This is a genomic window from Ferrovibrio sp. GW821-FHT12B10 (genome assembly GCF_058807515.1).
This window is the reverse complement of sequence record NZ_JBXAQT010000001.1, coordinates 478,448-497,865: the sequence shown is the minus strand read 5'-3', so window position 1 is coordinate 497,865 and position 19,418 is coordinate 478,448. Positions and strand designations below refer to the sequence as shown.

Sequence of the window (19,418 nt, the reverse complement as noted above, 5' to 3'; positions counted from 1 at the left end):
CCACTGGGGGCTAGTCCCTAGCCGGAGCCGCCGACGAGGCATACACTCCTCGGCCTACCGCTATCGGTTCACTATCAAATGGGATGGAAACAATGGACTTCGAATTCTCTGACAAGGTGAAAGACTTGCAGGAACGGGTCGCCCGCTTCATGGACGATCATGTGTATCCGAACGAGCACCGCTTCCACGAGGAAGTGGACAAGGGCGACCGCTGGCAGCCGACCGCCGTGGTGGAAGAGCTGAAGGAAAAGGCGAAGGCGCAGGGCCTGTGGAACCTGTTCCTGCCTGAGAGCAAGCGCGGCGCTGGCCTCAAGAACCACGAATACGCCACGCTCTGCGAGATCATGGGCCGCGTGCATTGGGCGCCTGAAGTGTTCAACTGCTCGGCACCGGATACCGGTAACATGGAAGTGCTGGAGCGTTACGGCACCGAGGAACACAAGAAGGAATGGCTGGAGCCGCTGCTGGCCGGCAAGATTCGCTCGGCCTTCGCGATGACCGAGCCGGCCGTCGCATCGTCGGATGCCACCAACATCGAGTCCGAAATCCGCAAGGATGGCGACTCATACGTGATCAACGGCCGCAAGTGGTGGACATCGGGCATCGGCGATCCGCGCTGCAAGATCCTGATCTTCATGGGCAAGTCGGACGCCAAGAACCCGAACAAGTATCTGCAGCAGTCAATGATCCTGGTGCCGCGCGATGCGCCGGGTGTCAAGGTGCTGCGCATGCTGCCGGTCTTCGGCTATGACGATGCGCCGCATGGCCATGGCGAAGTCACCTTCGAGAATGTGCGCGTGCCGGCCTCCAATATGCTGCTGGGCGAGGGCCGCGGTTTCGAGATCGCACAAGGGCGTCTCGGCCCGGGCCGCATCCATCACTGCATGCGCCTGATCGGCCAGGCCGAGCGCGCGCTGGAGAAGATGTGCAAGCGCGCCAAGAGCCGCGTCGCTTTCGGCAAGCCGGTGGCGGACCAGACCGTAACGCTGGAGCGCATCGCCGATGCTCGTATCATGATCGACCAGGCCCGCTTCCTGACCCTGCATGCGGCCTGGAAGATGGATACGGTCGGCAATAAGGCGGCCCGCAAGGAAATCGCCATGATCAAGGTTGCGGCGCCGATCATGGCCTGCCAGGTGATCGACTGGGCCATGCAGGTGCATGGCGCGGCCGGCGTGTCCAACGACTTCGGTTTGGCTTCGGCCTATGCGCAGGCGCGCACCCTGCGCTTCGCCGACGGTCCGGATGAAGTGCATCGCAACCAGATCGGTCGTCTCGAACTGGAACGCTGGAACTGACCTCTAACGACCACAAAAACAAGAGCCTCCCCATGACTGTTGAGTCCTACTTCTCCGCCACCTATGCCGAGGCCCGCGACAAGTTCCGGGCCGAGGCGAAGGCGGCGGGAGCGACCCTGACGACCTATGAAAACCCCAATGCCAAAGGCCCGAACGGCGAGATGCTGACCACCGATGTGGCCTGTCTCGGCCCGGCCGATGCGCAGGGCGTGTATCTCACCATCTCCGGCACCCATGGCGCCGAGGGCTTCTGCGGCTCCGGCGCCCAGATCGGGCATTTCAGGGACAAGCTCTTTGATGCCATGCCTGCAAAGACCAAGGCGGTGATGATCCATGCGATCAACCCCTACGGCTTCGCCCATATCCGTCGTGTGACGGAAGACAATGTCGACCTGAACCGCAACTTCCAAGATTTCGGCAAACCACTGCCGGTCAATACGGCCTATGAAGAGGTGCATGACCTGCTGCTGCCACCGCACTGGGAAGGTCAGGGCCGGTCCGCTGCTGATCAGGCGATCCTCGCCTACCAGCAGAAGCACGGCGCCTTTGCCTTCCAGTCAGCGATGTCAGGCGGTCAGTATTCGCGCCCCGACGGTCTGTTCTTCGGCGGTCAGAAACCGACCTGGTCGAACGACACCTTCCGCCGCATTCTCAAGGAGCATGTGCCGGCCAGCACTAAGCGCCTGGTCAGCATCGACTTCCATACTGGTCTGGGTCCGACGGGTTATGGCGAGCCGATCTATGTCGGTCCGGAGGACAAGGGATTCTACGATCGCGCCAAGACCATGTTCGGTCCGGAAGTCACCAACCCGAATGACGGCAGTTCGACCTCGGCACGAGTCACCGGTACGGTGCCGGAGGCCTTCTTGGGTCTGCCGAAATCCATTGAGGTGACGGCGATCGCGCTCGAATACGGCACCCAACCCTGGCAGCTGGTGACGGATGCACTGCGCGGCGATCACTGGCTGTATGCACGCGGTGACAAGAACAGCCCGCTGGCGCCGGTCCTGAAGCAGAAGATCCGCGATGCCTTCTATACCGATACGCCGGCCTGGAAGGCCGCGATCTTCGGTCGCGCCGCCGATTTTGCGCTGCGGGCCTTCCGCGGCCTAGAGGGCTAACAAGCCTTCACGAAAAACAGCGAACATAAAAATGGCGGCAGGATTGCTCCTGCCGCCATTCGTGTTTTATGGGCCTGCGCTTAGTGGTGCAGCTCGGCTAGGCGCTCTTCGCGGGTGCTGTCGGCAGCGCGCGGCTGGGTCTCTTCGCCCATCATCATGCGCTCCAACTCCTGACGGGCGCGGGCCAAACGGCTGCGGATGGTGCCGATCGGGCAACCGCAGACCTTGGCGGCTTCCTCGTAGGACAGGCCGTTGCCGACCACCAGGACCAGCGTCTCGCGCTGGGCCTTGTTCAGTTTGCCAATGGCAGTCATCAGTTCGCCCAGCACCAGGCTGTCTTCCTGCGGCGCCTTGACGGCCATCAGGTTCTCGATGGCGGTGTTGTCGCCAAAGGTGGTGGCTTCACGGCGGCGACGGCGGGCTTGGTCGATATGCTGGTGGCGCATGATGGTGAAGGCCCAGGCCTTGAAATTGGTGCCCGGCTGGAACTGGTCGGATTTAGCCAGCACGCGCAGCGCGGTCTCCTGGGTCAGGTCTTCAGCCCACTGGCGGTCGCGGGTGAGCATGATGGAAAAGGCTTTGAGGGAGGGGAGGGTATCCAGCAGGAGGCCGTGAATATTGTCGGTCATGGGGATCGTCCTCTTATGTATGTACAGAAATGACGGGCTTAACAGTGGGCGTCTCTGACACAGAGGATGGTGGTCGCGATGATTTGCAGCCAGCGACAAGGCTGGGACATGCTGTGATAAAGCTGGGACCAAAAAAGCCTGAAAACTCAGGAAATCCTGTGTATTTTCAGTGCTTTGAGTCGGCTTTCGAGGGTGTGATATTGCTGATCCCGAGGTTGGCCAGCTGCTGCTGAAGTAGCGGCAGGACCCGGTCGAGCCATTCATTGAAATGGCGGCTTTCAGGGCTTTGGACCCCATCCGAAGTGAAGTCGTCGGCATAGTTTGACGACTGTGGACTCATGGTACCGGCCTCGGATGCTTCAATCATGTCCTTGTTGTGCTTTTCCATTTGCCCACCCGCCGCGGCCACTGGCCCACGGCGCCCCAGAGTGATCGGCCGATATGGCCCGATTTCCTGCCTGCCGCAGCCGCCACCGACGACTGCATTCTCCAATGCCAAATGACGGACCGGTTACAAGGTTCCCCAGATTTTATGCGACCGCTCTGTGGCTGAGAGAAATGGGTCTGCGGTCATAAAAGCCCGTTGCTGACAGGAACCCTCTACCGGGCATCCCGTTACCCAGTCACGCGGGACGAACTGCCTGTCCCGTCTCGATTTTTTGGCAGTTTTTAAGATGGAGGAACACCATGACTGACCGCCTGATCTCGGCCGACAAGGTCGAAGGCACCACCGTCTACAATCCGTCCGGCGACAAGCTGGGTTCCATCAATAATGTCATGATCGACAAGACGACCGGCAAGGTTGCCTATGCCGACATGTCCTTTGGCGGTTTTCTGGGAATCGGTGACCGACACCACCCGCTGCCCTGGAGCATGCTGAAATACGACAGCAAGCAGGGCGGCTATGTCGTTAACCTGGACAAGAAAAAGCTGGAAGGCGCACCCAATTATGGCAACGACGAACGGCTGAACTGGGAAGACGAGAGCTGGGGCCGCAAGGTTCACGACTATTACGGCGTCCCCCCGTTCTGGATGTAAACGTCCGTCCAGCGGATGAACAGAAGAGGGCGCTTCGGAGACGGAGCGCCCTTTTTTCATTCCTCTTTCCGGTTATTCCTCGTCGCCGTCCACCAGCGTCCAGGCCTGATTGGCGACCGACCGCATCAGCGCGACATAGGCCTTGGTCACGGTCTCGGTGCCGGGCTTGCCCTGGTTGCGTTTAATGATCCCCTGTGCGGTGACGGCGACGCGCATCAACGCGAAGGCCACGTAGAAATTCCAGTGCGGAATATCCTGGCGCGCGCTGCATCGGCAATAGGCGGCGATGTAATCGGGTTCACCCGGGATGCCGGTTTCCATGAAGTCGATGCCCTGCAGGCTGCCCATACCTGGAATGGTGACGCGCCATGGCATGCAGTTGATCGCCAAGTCGGCCAGCGGATGGCCGATCAGTGCCAGGTCCCAATCATGGATTGCCACCACACGCGGTTCGCTGGAATGGAAGGTCAGGCTGTCGAGGCGAAAGTTGCCATGCATCAGGCTGGTGACGTCGTCAGCCGGTACATGATCAGGCATCCAGGCGAGCAGACGCTCCATGGCGCTGATCTCTTCGGTCTGGTTGGTGCGGTACTGTTCGATCAGGGCGCCGACCTGGCGAGTCAGATAGTCCAGTCCGCTGCCATTGGCTGGCAGGCCGGTCTGCTGGGGCAGCAGGGCATGCACGCGGGCCAGCGTATCGGCCATGGCCTCGTAATGCGCCTGGCGCTGCTTGGCATCCATACCGGGCAGGTTGGGATCGCGGAAATGCCGGCCGGGCACGTGATCCAGCAGGTAGAAGGGCGTGCCGATCACCTTTTCGTCGGTGCAGACATGCAGCGGCGCGCCGATCGGCATGCCAGAGGCATGCAGCCCTTTCAGCAAGCTGAAATCGCGTTCGATGGAGGCAGCGAGGGTGGAGCCTTTGCGGGGCTGCAGGCGCTTGCGCAGCACGGCGTTGCGGCCGGGACTGTGCAGCATGAAGGCTGGGTTGACAGCGGCGCCCTTGAATTGCTGGACGGTCAATGGCGCCTTGAACTCGGGCAGATGCTTGGCGACATACGCCGCCAACCTGGCCTCGTCGAACCGGTGTTGCGGTTGTACGGGGGTCAGGTCGGCTGCCGCCATGCCTTATTTGCTCCCCGTCATCCTCTGCACCAGCGCCCATGCCTGCTCGGCGATCGGTCGGGCGCGTTTGCCGGACTCGATCGCATGCTGGCTAGCGGCGGTGCCGTCCTTCACTCGTCCCATGATGCCCTGCAGGATGCCGGCGATCCGGAACATGTTATAGGCCATGTAGAAGTCGAGATGCGGAATACCGTCGCGGCCGGTGCGATTGCAGTAGGCGGCGAGATAGTCCTGCTCGGTGGGAATGCCCAGTCCGGCGAAGTCGATGCCGGCGACGCCACGGAAGGTTTCCGGCGCCAGGCGCCAGGACATCAGGTGATAACTGAAATCGCCGAGCGGATGCCCCAGCGTGGACAATTCCCAGTCCAGTACCGCGATCACGCGTGGTTCGGTCGGGTGGAAGATCATGTTGTCCATGCGGTAGTCGCCATGGACGATGCTGGTCTCCTCGCCGGGCGGGATATTGGCCGGCAGCCATTCGATCAGGCTGTCCATGGCTGGAATCTCTTCCGTTTCCGAGGCCTTGTACTGCTTGCTCCAGCGTGCGATCTGGCGGGCAAAATAATCGTTCGGTTTGCCGTAATCGCCCAGGCCTATGGCGGTGTAATCGACCTTGTGCAGGGCGGCAATGGTGCGGTTCATTGCATCGAAGATGCCGGCGCGCTCCTCGCGGTTCAGCTCGGGCAGGCGCTGGTCCCAGAAGATGCGGCCCTCGACGCAGTCCATCACATAGAAGGCCGTACCGATCACGCTGTCGTCTTCGCACAGGCCATAGGTGCGGGCCACCGGCACATCGGTCTGGCCCAGCGCGGTGATCACGCGGTATTCACGGTCGACGGCATGGGCGGACGGCAGCAATTTGCCCGGCGGCTTGCGACGCAGGACGTATTTCTTCGCCGGTGTCACCAGCATGAAGGTGGGGTTCGACTGGCCGCCCTTGAACTGATGCACCGTGAGCGGGCCGCGATAGTCGGCCACATTCGCCTTCAGCCAGGTTTCCAGCGCGCCTTCATCGAACTTGTGGCGCTCCTGCACCGGCATGGTGCCGACGAAGCGGTCTTGATCGCTCATACCTGTTTCCTCTTGTCTTTGGAGCGTCGATACGCGCGCTCGGGTCCTACGATAGACAAGCGGGACAGGGGGACGCAACCGCCTATGAAACCCGGGCGGATGCTGTTGTTATTGTTGGTCTGCGGTCAGTTTTCCTGTTCGCGCGCGATGGCCCGCCAGCCGATGTCCCTACGGCAGAAGCCTTCGGGCCAGCGTATGCGGTCCACGGCGGCATAGGCGCGGGCCTGTGCAGCTCCGATGGTCTTGCCTACACCGCAGACGCCCAGGACGCGGCCGCCATTGGCGAGAATAGCGCCATCAGCGCGTTCCACGGTGCCGGCATGGAAAACAATGGTCTCCGCCTCGGCCGCAGCGGCATCAAGGCCTTCGATGACAGTGCCCTTGCGTGGTTCTCCGGGATAGCCTTCGCCGGCCATCACCACGCAAAGCGCGGCCTCGTCCTTCCAGCGCAGGTCGAAATCCTTCAGGACGCCGTCGCGCGACGCCATCAACGCCGGCAACAGGTCGGATTTCAGGCGCAGCATCAGCGTCTGGCATTCCGGATCACCGAAGCGGGTGTTGTATTCGATCAGTTGCGGGCCGGTCTTGGTGATCATCAGGCCGGCGAACAGCACACCCTTGAACGGGGAGCCTTCCTTGATCATGGCGTCGACCGTGGGGAGGATGATGCGCTGCATCACTTCCTGCTGCAGAGCCGGGGTCAGTACCGGGGCCGGCGAGTAGGCACCCATGCCGCCGGTATTCGGGCCGGTATCGCCATCGCCCACGCGTTTGTGATCCTGGGCCGAGGCCAGCGCCAGCGCATTCTTGCCGTCGACCAACGCGAAGAAGCTGACTTCCTCACCGTCCAGAAATTCCTCGATCACGACTTCGGCACCGGGCACTGCGAACAGCGCGGCATTAGCCTCCAGGGCCTCATCCAGCGTCATCGCCACGGTGACGCCCTTGCCGGCGGCGAGGCCATCGGCTTTGACCACGATCGGTGCGCCCTGCTTACGAATGAAGGCGTCGGCCGAAGCCTGGTCCTTGAAACGACCATAGGCGGCGGTCGGGATGCCGTATTTGGCGCAGATATCTTTTGTGAAACCTTTCGAGCCTTCGAGCCGGGCAGCGGCAGCGGTCGGACCGAAGCAGGCAAAGCCCGCAGCCTCCAGATAGTCGACCAGGCCGATCACCAGTGGAGCCTCCGGTCCCACGACGACAAAATCAATATGCTCGTCACGGCAAAGCTTCAGCACTGCCTCACGATCCAGCGGATTGACGGGGGCGAGTCGGGCAACCTGGGCAATACCGGCATTGCCGGGCGCGCAGACCAGCTTGTTGACCAGCGGCGAGGCAGAGAGGGCCCAGCACAGGGCGTGTTCACGCCCGCCGTTTCCGATAACGAGAAGGTTCATATGGTCCCCTGGGACGTCTTGGGCGACTGGAGGAATGGCGGCAATGTTTGTATCATGGGGAAAGCAGACGCAAGGCCTCCCGGATGAGTGAATTCGACGAAAATACGGGTGCCCCGGCGACCCCGGGAAATGTGCCCGAATACACGGTCACCGAGCTCTCACTGCGCCTGAAACGCAGCATCGAGGAAGGCTTCGGCTGGGTCCGGGTCCGGGGCGAGATTTCCGGCTTCAAGCGGGCCGCGTCGGGCCATCTGTATTTCTCGCTCAAGGATGCCGATTCGGTCCTGGACGGCGTGTGCTGGAAGGGCAGCGCCGCCCGGCTCGGGGTCAAACCCGAGGACGGTATGGAGGTGATCTGCTCGGGCAAGCTGACCAGCTATCCCGGCCGCTCCAAGTATCAGATGGTGGTCGAGCGCATGGAGCTCGCCGGCCTCGGCGCGCTGATGGCGCTGCTGGAGCAGCGCAAGCAGAAACTCGCCGCCGAAGGCCTGTTCGCACCCGAACGCAAACGCCCATTGCCCTATCTGCCGCGCGTGATCGGCGTGGTGACCTCGCCCACCGGCGCGGTCATTCGCGACATCCTGCATCGCCTGGCCGACCGCTTCCCGACTCATGTGCTGGTCTGGCCGGTGCTGGTACAGGGTGAAGGCGCGGGCGAGCAGGTGGCCAAGGCGATTCGCGGCTTCAATGCCCTGCCTGAAGGCGGAGCTGTGCCGCGTCCCGATCTGCTGATCGTGGCGCGCGGGGGCGGCAGCCTGGAAGATTTGATGGCCTTCAACGAGGAAGTGGTGGTGCGTGCCGCTGCTGCCTCCGAAATCCCGCTGATTTCGGCGGTGGGCCATGAAACCGACACCACGCTGATCGACTTTGCCTCCGACCGTCGTGCGCCCACACCGACGGCGGCGGCCGAGATCGCCGTGCCGGTGCGCCTGGAATTGGTCAACACGGTTGCCGGTTTCGACGAACGCATGCGCCGCGGCATGGCTCGCATGGCGCGCGAGAAGCGTCAGCATCTGGATGCGCTCGGTCGCGGCCTGCGCGGTCCGCGCGAGCAGCTCGACATGGCGCGGCAGCGCTTCGACGACCTGTCGGATCGCCTGCGGCATGCGCTCCGCGTCGGTGTTGCCGCGCAGCGGTCGCGCATGGAGACCATGATGGCCAAGCTGCGGCCGGCGCTGCTGCGGCGCGAGGCGACGGATTATCGCCGCCGTCTGGTTGAGGCAGATGCCAGGCTGCTGCGCGCCATCCGCCAGCGCCAGGCCGATGCTATGCAGCGCCTGACCCAGCCGTCCAAGCTGTTGGAAAGCTTATCCTACAAAAATGTCCTGTCGCGCGGCTTCGCTGTCGTTTATGGCGAGGACGGGCGTGCGCTGAATGCCGCTGCCGCCATGGCTGCCGGTTCTACCGTCACCATCGAGATGCAGGACGGTCGCCGTCAGGCACATATTGATGGCGCTGACACTGCGCCGCCGTCTCTGGCATCTGTGCCGCGTCGCAGCCGTCCGGTCGAGCCGCCTGCGGCTCCTGCCAAAAAACAGGAAGAGCTGTTCTGATGCAGACTCCGTCGCTGCCGCGCGAGACCGAAGCCAGGGTGCATTACCGCCACGGGGCCTTCGATATTGTTTTTCCCGGCTCTTATGTCACCTGCGCCGTCACCGGCCAGCGCATCCCGCTGGAACGGCTGCGCTACTGGAACGTCGACCGCCAGGAAGCCTATGCCGACAGCGTGGTGGCAACGCAGGGCATGATGACTGATCCGGTGAAGCGCGCATGATACGCTGGCTCGCGGTCCTGCTGCTTCTGGTCAGCGGGACAGCTGCGGCCAACGACGCGCCGGCGGGCCTGACCTGGACGGGCGATTTCAGCCAGGGTGGCATGGTGATCGGTGTTGCTCAGCCGGGGGTCCAGATGATGCTGGGCGAGCGGCCGGTGCCCATCGCGAAAGATGGCCGTTTCGTCTTCGGCTTCGGTCGCGACGAGCCGGCACAGGCGAAACTCACCATCCGGCATGTCGGCGGCCAAAGCGAAACTCTCGCCCTGAAGATTGCGCCGCAGACTTATGACATCCAGCGCATCGATGGTCTGCCGCCGGCGCAGGTGACGCCGCCGCCCGCACTGCTGGAGCGTATCAAACGCGAGAATGCGCAGATCGCCGCGGTGCGCCAGCGCAACACGCCGGTGCAGGATTTCATGCAGGGTTGGATCTGGCCGGCGCAAGGTCCGATCTCGGGTGTCTATGGCAGCCAGCGAATTCTCAACAGCGAGCCGCGTGCGCCGCATTACGGCCTCGATATCGCCGCACCCGCCGGCAGTCCGGTGGTGGCGACCACTGATGGCGAGGTGACACTGGCCGAGAAGGATATTTATTACACCGGCGGCACCGTAATCATCGATCACGGTATGGGCATCAACGGCGCCTATTCGCATCTGCAGACCATCACCGTGAAGGTAGGGCAGCGCGTGAAACAGGGGCAGCAGATCGGTACGGTGGGGGCGACGGGCCGCGCCACAGGGCCGCATCTTGACTGGCGACTCAACTGGTTCGACGTGCGACTCGATCCACAACGGCTGTTGCCGCCAAAACCCTAGGCATCAGTCCTTCGGCCAGCGCCCATGGACCCAGAACCAGTGGTCCGGCCGCTGGCGAATCCAACCTTCGATCTTTGCATTCACCCGTAGCATGGTGTTGTAGACATCCTGCTGGGCGTTGCCGGTCTTTTCCGGCTGCATCGGGGCTTCGATGGTGACGCGGAAGTGCGTGCCATCCAGGCGCTCGACATAGGCGGGCACCATCGGGCAGTCCATGCGCAGCGCGAATTCGGCCAGCGCCGGAGCCGTCATCGCATCGCGACCGAAGAAGGGCACGGCAATGCCGTTGGCCATCTTCTGGTCGACCAGCATGGCGACGCGGTCATTGTCCTTCAGGGTACGCAGGATTTCACGTGCGGCCTTGATGCCCTTGGGCACATGCCGGCCGCCCAGCGGCGCGCGCAGGCTTTGCAGCAACTCTTCGGTCAGTGGATTGTTGGCCGCGCGATAGACCTGCACCAGCGGCAGGCCGTGATGCGCGGCGGTCAGGCCCAGCAATTCCCAGTTGCCGTAATGCGCCGAGAAAAAGATCGTCGGTTTGTCGCTGTTGCGAATGGCCTCGATATGCTCGAGGCCGACAATTTCCACGCGACCGGTATTGGCAGCTATGTCGTCGCCAATATTCGGCAGATGGGCGTATTCGGCCAGCACGCGGCCGAGATTGTCCCACATGCCGGTGAGCACGGCCTGCTGTTGCTTCTGATCGAGCTCCGGCATGGCGCGCTGCAGGTTGTGGACCGCCTTGCGATGAACAGGGAAATACGGCCCCAACGTGCGGCCAATCCAGCCGCCGAAGGCCGAGGCCTGCTCCAGCGGCAGCGCACCGAACATCGCCAGCGCCAGACGGGCGCCCCAGTAAGCGACATATTCATGCGGTTCGGCGCGATCAAACACGGCGCAGTTTTTCCGTGAAGAAGGCGTCAACCTTGTCGGGGGTGGCAAAGGCCAGGGTGACGCGCAGGGTGTCCACCATCTGCCGCGCCGATGGCGGCAGACGCACCAAATCCTTGATCGTGGTGACGGGAATGGCGTTCAGGCGATGGGCGGTTTCCACCAGCCGCATGATCGTGTCCTCGCTGTAGGGCGCGTGGTCGGGAAAACTTTCGGTTTTCACGACTGTGGCGCCCAGCTGTTGCAGCGATATGAAAAACTTCTCCGGCCGTCCGATGCCGGCGAAGGCCAGGACCTGACGTCCGCGCAGGCGCACGGCATCGGCTGGGTTGGGTTCCAGGTTGGCGGTGAAGACGGGGCGACGGCCGAAATCGGGCAGAGGCACGGTCTTTTCGCCGATCAGCACGATGGCGTCGCTGCGACCGATGCCGTCCTCGATGGTTTCCCGCAGGGGGCCGGCAGGCAGCAGCCGGCCGTTGCCGAAGCCATATCCGCCATCGACCACCAGCAGGCTGACCTGCCGGGCCAGCGCATAGGTCTGATGGGCGTCGTCGGCCAGGATGCAACTGGCGCCGGCCGCCACGGCGGCCCGGGCGGCGGCCGGGCGGTCGCGGCCGACCCAGGTGGGGGCCACGACCGCGAGCAGCAGGGCCTCGTCACCGACATCGGCGGCGCTGTGACGGGCCGGGTCGACCCGTACGGGGCCGGCCAGGCGGCCGCCATAGCCACGGCTGACGATATGGGGCTGCTGGCCCAGCGCCCGCAGGCGGCCAGCCAGGGCGATGGCTGTGGGGGTCTTGCCGGCGCCGCCGGCGACCAGGTTGCCAATGGAGATGACCGGACGGCCAATCTCCTGGGTGCCGGCGATGCGCTGGTGCAGGCGGTTGCCCGCACCGTAGAGGGCTGAAAGCGGCTGCAGCAGGGATGGCAGGCGGGAGCTGGCGCCTGCCTGCCAGAAGGCGGGCGTGCGCCTAGCCATTCGAGGCTGCCGGCGGGGCCGGGAGGATGGGTTCGTGGCCACAATGGCGATCGGCCTCGGCGCACATCGCATTCATCACCGCCTCGACTCGCAAGGTGGCCTGTTCCAGCGTTTCGCTCTCGTCGCTATGCACGTCGATCGGTTCGCCCCAGAGGTAAATACCACGGTTAAAGGGCCACGGCAGGATGAAGCGGTCCCACGAGTTTACCACGCGACATCGGGTGACGGCATAGGTAACAGGGATGATCGGCACCTTGGCCAGCCGGGCGGCGGCCACGACTCCGGAACCCGCCCGCATGCGCGGCCCGCGTGGCCCATCGGGGGTGAAGCCGGCATATTCGTTCAGCTTGAGCTGGCGCACCATCAGGCGCAGGGCGGCCATGCCGCCCTTGTCCTTCTTGCCTTCCTTGGCGCCTGAGCCGCGCACGGTGCCGATCCCGAAGGGATCCATGGCGCGGGCGATCAGCTCGCCGTCGCGATGCTGCGAGATCAACATGTGCATGGTGCGGTCGCGCCGCCAGGTCGGCGGGATCATCAGCAGGCGGCCATGCCAGAAGGCGAGAATGAACGGCCTGTTCTCAGCCCAGTAGCCGTTCGGATGCTCGGCGCCCCGGATTTCCCACCGCGTGGTCCGGTGCACCAGCCGCACATAGAACGCGATGGCATCCGCCGCGAACCGAACCGCCGGCTTGCTCCGCTGGATGCGCTTCCACAGTCCGGCCATGGTCAGACGGCGGCCTCGACGGCGAACTGGGTCGCATAGAGGCGGGCGTAGATGCCGTTGCGGGCCAAGAGTTCGGCATGGCTGCCTTGTTCGGCCAGGCGACCGTGGTCGAGCACGAAGATCACATCGGCATCAATGACGGTGGACAGGCGATGGGCAATAACCAGGGTGGTGCGGCCGCGCATGAGTTCACTCAAGGCCGTCTGGATCAGGCGCTCGGATTCCGTGTCCAGCGCACTGGTGGCTTCGTCCAGCAACAGGATCGGCGCGTCGCGCAGCATGGCGCGAGCGATGGCAATGCGCTGACGTTGGCCGCCGGACAGCTTGACGCCGTTTTCACCAACCACCGTGTCGTAGCCCTGCGGCAGTGCCATGATGAAGTCATGGGCCGCGGCATGGCGGGCAGCGGATTCAATGTCGACCTGGCTGGCATCGGGACGGCCATAGGCGATGTTAGCGCGAATGGTGTCGTCGAACAGTGTCAGTTCCTGGCTGACCAGGGCGATGCTGCGACGGATCGAGGACAGCGTCACGTCGCGCACATCCTGGCCGTCGATCAGTACGCGGCCTTCGGTGGCGTCGTAAAAACGAGGCACCAGATTCAGCAGCGTCGATTTTCCTGCGCCGGACGCGCCCACCAGCGCGGCCTTCTTGCCCGGCGGCACCACCAGGGAGATGCCCTGCAGGGCGGCCTTGTCGGTCGCATAGCGGAAGACAACATTCTCCAGGCGGATTTCACCGGTGCCAATCTGCAGCGGCTTGGCATCCGCGCGCTCGCTGATCGTCGGCTGTATGTCCAGGATGCCGAAGATGCGCTCGGCCGCCGCCAGGCCTTCCTGCATCGACGTCTGCATCGTCGCCAGTGACTTCAAAGGCTGGTAGGCGGTCAGCGCCGCATAGATGAAGGCAGTAAGCGTGCCCAGCGTCAGTGTTTCGCTGGTGCCGCCGATATAGATGATCACGGCGACGGCGATGCCGCCCAGCGCTTCGGTGGCCGGACTCGCGGCGGCGCGGGCGCGCACCACTTTCATCAGATGGCTGAGACGGGCATCGACCGAGGTGCGGGCGCGCTCGATCTCGCGCTGCTCCATGCCATAGGCCTTGACCATGCGCGCGCCCTCGAAGGTCTCGCTCAGGATCGTGGTCAGCTTGCCGGTTTCCTGCTGGCCCCGCGCGGAATTCTTGCGCGCCTTCTTGCCCAGACGACGCGTGGTCAGGCCGACGAAGGGAAAAATCACGCAGACGATCAGTGCAAACTGCCAGTTCATGCTGAACATGACGCCGGTGAGGAAGATCAGGCTGAGCGCGTCCTTGACCAGGCCGGTCATGGCCTTGGTGACGGCCTCGCGCAGCAAGCCGGCATCATAAAGGAAGCTGGCGATCAGCTTGCCCGAATGCATCTCGTGCAGCCAAGCCAGGTCGGCACGGATGAAATGGCTATACAGGCGAATCTGCGTATCGGCGATGACGCGCTCGCCAAAACTGGTCATCAGCGTGCCTTCGAAATAGGTGGCTACGCCCTTGATGATCACCACGATCACCACGGCGACCGGCACCATGACGGTCCAGTAGGGATCGCGCTGGGTGAAGACCTGGTCGATGGCGGGCTTGAGCAGCCAGGCGGTCGCCGCCGTCATCGCAGCCACCACGATCATGCTGATCAGGGCGAGAGCCAGCGATCCGAGATGGGGGCGGACCTGCTCTACCAGCAACCGGCGTAGCAGGCTGGTGCTGCTGGCGGGAGCCGCCTGGCGGCCGTCGGAAGGGGCGGGCGATATCACCGGAAATCAGTCCTAATCAAGGAGTTATGCCGGCTCCTATAGCATGCGGAGGCGCATCCGGCCACCATTGACGGCGGCCGGGCCGGGAAAACTGGGGCTGCTACGGCTGCCTTAAAGGCGCTGCTTGGCCGCTGCGGCCACGGCTTCCGCCGTGATGCCGAAATGCTTGTAGAGCTGGTCGATCGGGCCTGAAGCGCCGAAGCCGCTCATGCCAATGAAGCCGCCCTTGATGCCGAGATACTTGTCCCAGCCCTGGCGTACGCCGGCTTCGACGGCGATGCGCACCGTATTCGGGCCGAGCACCTTTTCCTGGTAGGCGACATCCTGGGCGTCGAACAGCTCGAAGCTGGGCATCGAGACCACACGGGTCGGGATGCCATCCTTCTGCAGCAGGTCGCGCGCCGCCATGGCGATGGCGACCTCTGAACCGGTGGCTAGCAGCGTGACCTTGGCGGCGGCGCCGTCGGCAGCCGCCAGTTCATAGCCGCCCTTGGCCACCAGATTGTCGGCTGTATGGTCATTGCGCACGGTGGGCAGATCCTGACGGGTCAGGGCCAGCACGGTGGGGCGATCCTTGCTCTGCAGGGCGACATGCCAGGCTTCGGCAGTTTCCACCGCATCGGCCGGGCGCAGCACCAGCAGGTTCGGGATGGCGCGCAGTGAGGCGAGATGCTCGACCGGCTGATGGGTCGGGCCGTCTTCACCCAGACCGATGGAGTCATGTGTCATCACATAGACGACGCGCTGATGCATCAGGGCGGAGAGGCGGATGGAGGGGCGGCAATAGTCGGTGAAGACCAGGAAGGTGCCGCCATAGGGGATGAAGCCGCCATGCAGCGCGATGCCATTCATCGCCGCTGCCATGCCATGCTCGCGCACGCCGTAATAGATGTAGCGGCCGCTGAAATCATCAGGCTTCACCGGCGCGAGGGTCGCGGTCTTGGTGTTGTTCGAGCCGGTGAGGTCGGCCGAACCACCCAGTGTTTCCGGCACCACGGGATTGATGACTTCCAGCGCCATCTGCGAGGACTTGCGCGTCGCCCATTTCGGCTTGTCGGCGCTCAGTTTGGCCTTGTAGTCGATAATGGTCTGGTTCAACTGTGCCGGCAGGTCGCCCTTGAGGCGGCGATCCCATTCGGCGCGTTGCGCGGCCGGCAGGGCGGCGAGCAGCTTGCTCCAGTCAGCGAATTTCGCGGCGCCGGCGGTGCCTACGGCGCGCCAGGCCTTCAGGATCGCATCCGGAATCTCAAACGGCGCATGCGGCCAGCCGAGCTTTTCGCGCGCGCCCTTGATTTCGTCGCCACCCAGCGGCGAACCGTGAGTAGCGGCGGTGCCGGCCTTGGTTGGGGCGCCATAGCCGATCACGGTGCGGCAGGCGATCATGCTGGGTTTGTCGCTTTTCTGCGCGGCAGCTATCGCGGCGGCGACCGCATCGGCGTCATGGCCATCGACGGCCATGGTGTTCCAGCCGCTGGCCTGGAAGCGCTTGATCTGGTCGTCGGAGACCGAGAGGCTGGTCGGGCCGTCGATGGAAATCTGGTTGTCGTCCCAGAGCACGATCAGCTTGTTCAGCTTCAGGTGTCCGGCCATCGAAATGGCTTCGTGGCTGATGCCTTCCATAAGGCAGCCGTCGCCGGCGATCACATAGGTGTAATGGCCGACCAGCTTGTCGTTGAACTGCGCGGCCAGCGCGCGTTCGGCCATCGCCATACCCACGGCGGTGGCAATGCCCTGGCCGAGCGGGCCGGTGGTGGTCTCGATGCCGGCGGCATGGCCGAATTCGGGATGGCCGGCGGTGCGTGCGCCGAGCTGGCGGAAGTTCTTCAGCTCGGCCAGCGTCATGTCGGCATAGCCGGTCAGATGCAACAGCGAATAGATCAGCATCGAGCCATGGCCGGCCGATAGCACGAAGCGGTCGCGATCGGGCCAGGTCGGATTCTGCGGGTCGAATTTCAGGAAGCGGCTGAACAGCACGGTGGCGACGTCGGCCATGCCCATCGGCATGCCGGGATGGCCTGAATTGGCCTGCTGCACGGCGTCCATGGACAGCGCGCGAATGGCGTTGGCCATGTCGGCATGGCTCACCGGAGCCGAGTGACGGGGAAAGGCGGTGGCGGCCTGCAGCATGTGGTCAAAATCCCGCGGTGAAAGCAGCAAAATCGGGCGCGACCATGCCGGGCAAACCTGCCCCCGTCAACCCATGCTGCCGGCTTGCGAAAAGCCGCTGGAATCGTGCGGAAATTCCAGTTCTACCGGGATTTGTCGAAGGGTGTTCCGACGGCCGGGATCGCCCGCCCGCCGGAGTCGCCCGGAATCAGCCGCGCAGCTTGAAGAAACCGACCAGCTGGGCCAGCTCGGAGGCTTGGTTGGCCAGGGCCTGGGCCGAGGCCGAGGTCTCTTCCACCAGCGCGCCGTTGCGCTGGGTCATTTCATCCATTTGGCCGACCGCCGTGTTCACCTGATCGAGGCCGGTGGCCTGCTCACGCGACGCCGCCGCGATCTCGGCGACGATATCCGACACCTTCTTGATGGCGCCGACGATCTCGGTGAGCGAGCTACCAGTCTGATTGACCAAGGATGCGCCCGATTTGACCTGGGCGTTCGATTCTGTGATCAGCGCCTTGATGTCTTTCGATGCATTGGCCGAGCGCTGGGCCAGCGCCCGCACTTCCTGCGCCACGACGGCAAAGCCCTTGCCGGCTTCGCCAGCACGCGCGGCTTCGACCGAAGCGTTCAGCGCCAGCAGGTTGGTCTGGAAAGCGATCTCGTCGATCAGGCCGACGATATCGCTGATCTTCTGCGCACTGCCTTCGATACGGCTGACAGCTTCCACTGCCTCGGCCACCACGCTGCCACCCTTTTCGGCGGTGCTGCGCGCAGCCGTTGCCAGCTGGTTGGCGGCTTGGGCATTGTCGGCATTCTGCTTCACGGTTGCCGTGATCTCGTGCATGGAGGCTGCGGTCTCTTCGATCGAGGCCGCCTGGCTTTCCGTGCGTGTGGCCAGATCCTGACTGCCAGACGAGATTTCCGAAGAGGCCGATTTTACGGCTTCCGCGTTCTCGGCCAGCCGCTGGGCGAAATCGCGCATGCGTTCGGCCATGCTGTTGACGCCGGTCTTGATCTGGGCGAACACGCCCTGATAGTCGCCCTTCACGGTGCGAGTCAGGTCGCCGTCGGCCATGCCGCCCATGGAACCGGCCAGTTCGTCGGTGATGGCCTGCAGCATGCCGGTCAGGCGATTCAGTTCCTGGCTGGTGGAGAGGAAAAAGCCTTCCTTGCCGCTTTCGGAGATACGGCCACTCAGGTCGCCGCCCGCCACCTTGTTGACGAGCACGGCGATCTCGTCGCCAGCGGCCTTTTCGCGGGCCTCGCGTTCGATGCGGCGCTTCTCGGATTCATCACGCTGCCGCGCGACGTCTCCCTCGGCATCGGCGCGGGCGATCATACTGTCCTTGAATACCTGAACCGCTTGCGCCATCTGGCCGATCTCGGCACCCCGATCCACATAAGGCACCTCGGTCTGCAGGTTGCCGCTGGCCAGACCCTGCATTGCCCCGGTCATGCGTTGGATCGGACCGCTGACGCGCCATTGCACGATCAGGAAGCCGATCACGGTGACGGCGATGGCCACGAGTAGCATCAGGCCGTTCAGGACCAGACTCTGTTGTGTCTCGGTTACTTGGCTATCTGCACGCTTGATCAGTTCGGCCAAAGCTGTATTGGCAATGGCGTTCAGCATATTCAAACTGTCAGTCACGGTCGGCTGGTATTTCGCTTGCTCGACCGGCGAAAGTTGTCCGGCGGTGAAAGCTTTCACGATCACCTGACGGTCATTGGCAATGGGACCGCTGAAGAAAGTTTTTGCCGTATTCACGGTATCTCGCAGGGCGGCCGGCGTTTCACTGCGTGCTGCGATGCTGCTGACAATACCCCAGGCGGTTAAGGCGCGGCCAGAATCGTCGGCATGCGCCGCCACCTCGTTGATCGTCCAGGTCTGGCCGCCAGACATGGTGGTCAGGATGCGCAGCACCATCGAACCCGCATAATTGCGGATCGTCCAGGCATTCTGCTTGGCGCTCAGCAACTGATCGACCGTCGGATCGACCAACTGCAGCGACGATTCCAGGAAATCGGACGCCGCTTCCACGGCATCGAGGTAGCCCTGGGTCACGCGCGTCCAATCCTGTGCGGCCTGAGCATTGCGTTGAGCTTTGGGCTGATTGATGACGGTCATCATGTTGCCGCGCAGAGCCTCTACGGCGTCATGCGCGGATTTCAGTTTTGCCAGGTAGGGTGCGGCTCCTACTTGGCCGGGCAACGCCGACAGCATGGCATAACCAGTGTTATATGCATTCCGCGCCCCATCGCGGTAGAGCACGATGTTATCGGCGGTTTCCTTGGAGACGGGCGCGTCGGCGCGGAAAGAGATCAGAATGTTGCCGCGCTCTAGACGATGCTGCTGCAGGCTGGTGAAAAAAGCCTGGCTAATCGGCGCAAGGGTCGCGACACGCTGTGCGGCCCGGTTGCGATCGAGCGCGGCGGTCACCCCCGTTATGCTGATGCCGATGAGCATCAATCCCAGGACGCCGATGATCAGGCCCAGCGTGGTGCGAATGGATAAAGTCGGCATTGCAAATCTCCCTGAAGCGACCCGCATTTTTTGCGGTCGCTGTGACTCAATAGCCCAGGGAAGGTAGCCGGAGTTGCAGAGGTCGGGATTTATAAAGGTCTTTACGTTATCAAGAAATAAGCCAGCAGATGCCCGGCCCTAGTTG

General features: G+C 63.4%; 17 protein-coding genes. 6 read left to right on the top strand and 11 right to left on the bottom strand.

What is annotated here, in order from left to right:
- Positions 1–92: 92 nt before the first annotated feature.
- Complete coding sequence (locus AC1RRT_RS02620; RefSeq protein WP_493012097.1) at positions 93–1,298, top strand: acyl-CoA dehydrogenase family protein; 1,206 nt, start codon at positions 93–95, stop codon at positions 1,296–1,298.
- A gap of 32 nt (positions 1,299–1,330) precedes the next feature.
- Positions 1,331–2,419 carry a M14 family metallopeptidase gene (locus tag AC1RRT_RS02615; protein WP_493012096.1) on the top strand — a complete coding sequence of 363 codons (1,089 nt, stop codon included), beginning with the start codon at positions 1,331–1,333 and terminating at the stop codon, positions 2,417–2,419.
- A gap of 80 nt (positions 2,420–2,499) precedes the next feature.
- Here the strand turns inward: AC1RRT_RS02615 and AC1RRT_RS02610 are convergent, their stop codons facing one another.
- On the bottom strand, positions 2,500–3,048 hold the full coding sequence (locus AC1RRT_RS02610) for a sigma-70 family RNA polymerase sigma factor (RefSeq protein ID WP_493012095.1): 549 nt from the start codon (positions 3,046–3,048) through the stop codon (positions 2,500–2,502).
- Positions 3,049–3,214: 166 nt separating this feature from the next.
- On the bottom strand, positions 3,215–3,436 hold the full coding sequence (locus tag AC1RRT_RS02605) for a hypothetical protein (RefSeq protein ID WP_493012094.1): 222 nt from the start codon (positions 3,434–3,436) through the stop codon (positions 3,215–3,217).
- 299 nt (positions 3,437–3,735) lie between these two features.
- On the opposite strand from AC1RRT_RS02605, the gene AC1RRT_RS02600 reads away from it, so the two are divergent.
- Positions 3,736–4,086 carry a PRC-barrel domain-containing protein gene (locus AC1RRT_RS02600; RefSeq protein WP_493012093.1) on the top strand — a complete coding sequence of 117 codons (351 nt, stop codon included), beginning with the start codon at positions 3,736–3,738 and terminating at the stop codon, positions 4,084–4,086.
- Between the two features lie 72 nt (positions 4,087–4,158).
- Here AC1RRT_RS02600 and AC1RRT_RS02595 read toward each other — a convergent pair whose 3' ends face one another.
- The 3 genes from AC1RRT_RS02595 to purD form a co-directional block, all read right to left on the bottom strand.
- Positions 4,159–5,211 (bottom strand): phosphotransferase family protein, encoded by a 1,053-nt coding sequence (locus AC1RRT_RS02595; protein ID WP_493012092.1) that lies wholly within the window; start codon positions 5,209–5,211, stop codon positions 4,159–4,161.
- 3 nt (positions 5,212–5,214) lie between these two features.
- Complete coding sequence (locus AC1RRT_RS02590) at positions 5,215–6,282, bottom strand: phosphotransferase (protein ID WP_493012091.1); 1,068 nt, start codon at positions 6,280–6,282, stop codon at positions 5,215–5,217.
- Between the two features lie 125 nt (positions 6,283–6,407).
- On the bottom strand, positions 6,408–7,679 hold the full coding sequence (gene purD, locus AC1RRT_RS02585; protein ID WP_493012090.1) for a phosphoribosylamine--glycine ligase: 1,272 nt from the start codon (positions 7,677–7,679) through the stop codon (positions 6,408–6,410).
- 83 nt (positions 7,680–7,762) lie between these two features.
- On the opposite strand from purD, the gene xseA reads away from it, so the two are divergent.
- The 3 genes from xseA to AC1RRT_RS02570 are packed head-to-tail and all read left to right on the top strand — an operon-like array spanning position 7,763 to position 10,268.
- Entirely contained in the window at positions 7,763–9,232 is a 1,470-nt protein-coding gene (gene xseA, locus AC1RRT_RS02580) for an exodeoxyribonuclease VII large subunit (protein WP_493012089.1), read from the top strand.
- Entirely contained in the window at positions 9,232–9,453 is a 222-nt protein-coding gene (locus tag AC1RRT_RS02575) for a DUF2093 domain-containing protein (protein WP_492981770.1), read from the top strand. Before xseA ends, AC1RRT_RS02575 begins: the two co-directional genes overlap by 1 nt.
- Complete coding sequence (locus AC1RRT_RS02570; protein ID WP_493012088.1) at positions 9,450–10,268, top strand: M23 family metallopeptidase; 819 nt, start codon at positions 9,450–9,452, stop codon at positions 10,266–10,268. Before AC1RRT_RS02575 ends, AC1RRT_RS02570 begins: the two co-directional genes overlap by 4 nt.
- 3 nt (positions 10,269–10,271) lie before the next feature.
- On the opposite strand, the gene AC1RRT_RS02565 is transcribed toward AC1RRT_RS02570, so the two are convergent.
- The 6 genes from AC1RRT_RS02565 to AC1RRT_RS02540 form a co-directional block, all read right to left on the bottom strand.
- Complete coding sequence (locus tag AC1RRT_RS02565) at positions 10,272–11,162, bottom strand: lysophospholipid acyltransferase family protein (protein WP_493012087.1); 891 nt, start codon at positions 11,160–11,162, stop codon at positions 10,272–10,274.
- Entirely contained in the window at positions 11,155–12,138 is a 984-nt protein-coding gene (gene lpxK / locus AC1RRT_RS02560; protein WP_493012086.1) for a tetraacyldisaccharide 4'-kinase, read from the bottom strand. Before lpxK ends, AC1RRT_RS02565 begins: the two co-directional genes overlap by 8 nt.
- Entirely contained in the window at positions 12,131–12,862 is a 732-nt protein-coding gene (locus tag AC1RRT_RS02555; protein WP_493012085.1) for a lysophospholipid acyltransferase family protein, read from the bottom strand. The genes lpxK and AC1RRT_RS02555 overlap by 8 nt, the downstream gene beginning before the upstream one ends.
- Before the next feature lie 2 nt (positions 12,863–12,864).
- Positions 12,865–14,643: an ABC transporter ATP-binding protein gene (locus tag AC1RRT_RS02550; RefSeq protein WP_493012084.1), complete on the bottom strand. Its 1,779-nt coding sequence runs from the start codon at positions 14,641–14,643 to the stop codon at positions 12,865–12,867.
- A 111-nt stretch (positions 14,644–14,754) separates the two neighbouring features.
- Positions 14,755–16,770, bottom strand: a complete 2,016-nt coding sequence (gene tkt, locus AC1RRT_RS02545) for a transketolase (protein WP_493012082.1) — start codon at positions 16,768–16,770, stop codon at positions 14,755–14,757.
- Between the two features lie 187 nt (positions 16,771–16,957).
- Positions 16,958–19,273, bottom strand: a complete 2,316-nt coding sequence (locus AC1RRT_RS02540) for a methyl-accepting chemotaxis protein (RefSeq protein WP_493012081.1) — start codon at positions 19,271–19,273, stop codon at positions 16,958–16,960.
- Positions 19,274–19,418: the final 145 nt, after the last annotated feature.

Bases quoted from the DNA above. Each gene is read 5' to 3' on its own strand.
- AC1RRT_RS02615 (WP_493012096.1), top strand. From the start codon at position 1,331: ATGACTGTTGAGTCCTACTTCTCCGCCACCTATGCCGAGGCCCGCGAC.
- AC1RRT_RS02540 (WP_493012081.1), bottom strand. From the start codon at position 19,273: ATGCCGACTTTATCCATTCGCACCACGCTGGGCCTGATCATCGGCGTC.
- AC1RRT_RS02595 (WP_493012092.1), bottom strand. From the start codon at position 5,211: ATGGCGGCAGCCGACCTGACCCCCGTACAACCGCAACACCGGTTCGAC.
- lpxK (WP_493012086.1), bottom strand. From the start codon at position 12,138: ATGGCTAGGCGCACGCCCGCCTTCTGGCAGGCAGGCGCCAGCTCCCGC.
- AC1RRT_RS02610 (WP_493012095.1), bottom strand. From the start codon at position 3,048: ATGACCGACAATATTCACGGCCTCCTGCTGGATACCCTCCCCTCCCTC.
- tkt (WP_493012082.1), bottom strand. From the start codon at position 16,770: ATGCTGCAGGCCGCCACCGCCTTTCCCCGTCACTCGGCTCCGGTGAGC.
- AC1RRT_RS02600 (WP_493012093.1), top strand. From the start codon at position 3,736: ATGACTGACCGCCTGATCTCGGCCGACAAGGTCGAAGGCACCACCGTC.
- AC1RRT_RS02605 (WP_493012094.1), bottom strand. From the start codon at position 3,436: ATGGAAAAGCACAACAAGGACATGATTGAAGCATCCGAGGCCGGTACC.
- AC1RRT_RS02555 (WP_493012085.1), bottom strand. From the start codon at position 12,862: ATGGCCGGACTGTGGAAGCGCATCCAGCGGAGCAAGCCGGCGGTTCGG.
- AC1RRT_RS02575 (WP_492981770.1), top strand. From the start codon at position 9,232: ATGCAGACTCCGTCGCTGCCGCGCGAGACCGAAGCCAGGGTGCATTAC.
- AC1RRT_RS02590 (WP_493012091.1), bottom strand. From the start codon at position 6,282: ATGAGCGATCAAGACCGCTTCGTCGGCACCATGCCGGTGCAGGAGCGC.
- AC1RRT_RS02620 (WP_493012097.1), top strand. From the start codon at position 93: ATGGACTTCGAATTCTCTGACAAGGTGAAAGACTTGCAGGAACGGGTC.
- AC1RRT_RS02570 (WP_493012088.1), top strand. From the start codon at position 9,450: ATGATACGCTGGCTCGCGGTCCTGCTGCTTCTGGTCAGCGGGACAGCT.
- purD (WP_493012090.1), bottom strand. From the start codon at position 7,679: ATGAACCTTCTCGTTATCGGAAACGGCGGGCGTGAACACGCCCTGTGC.
- xseA (WP_493012089.1), top strand. From the start codon at position 7,763: ATGAGTGAATTCGACGAAAATACGGGTGCCCCGGCGACCCCGGGAAAT.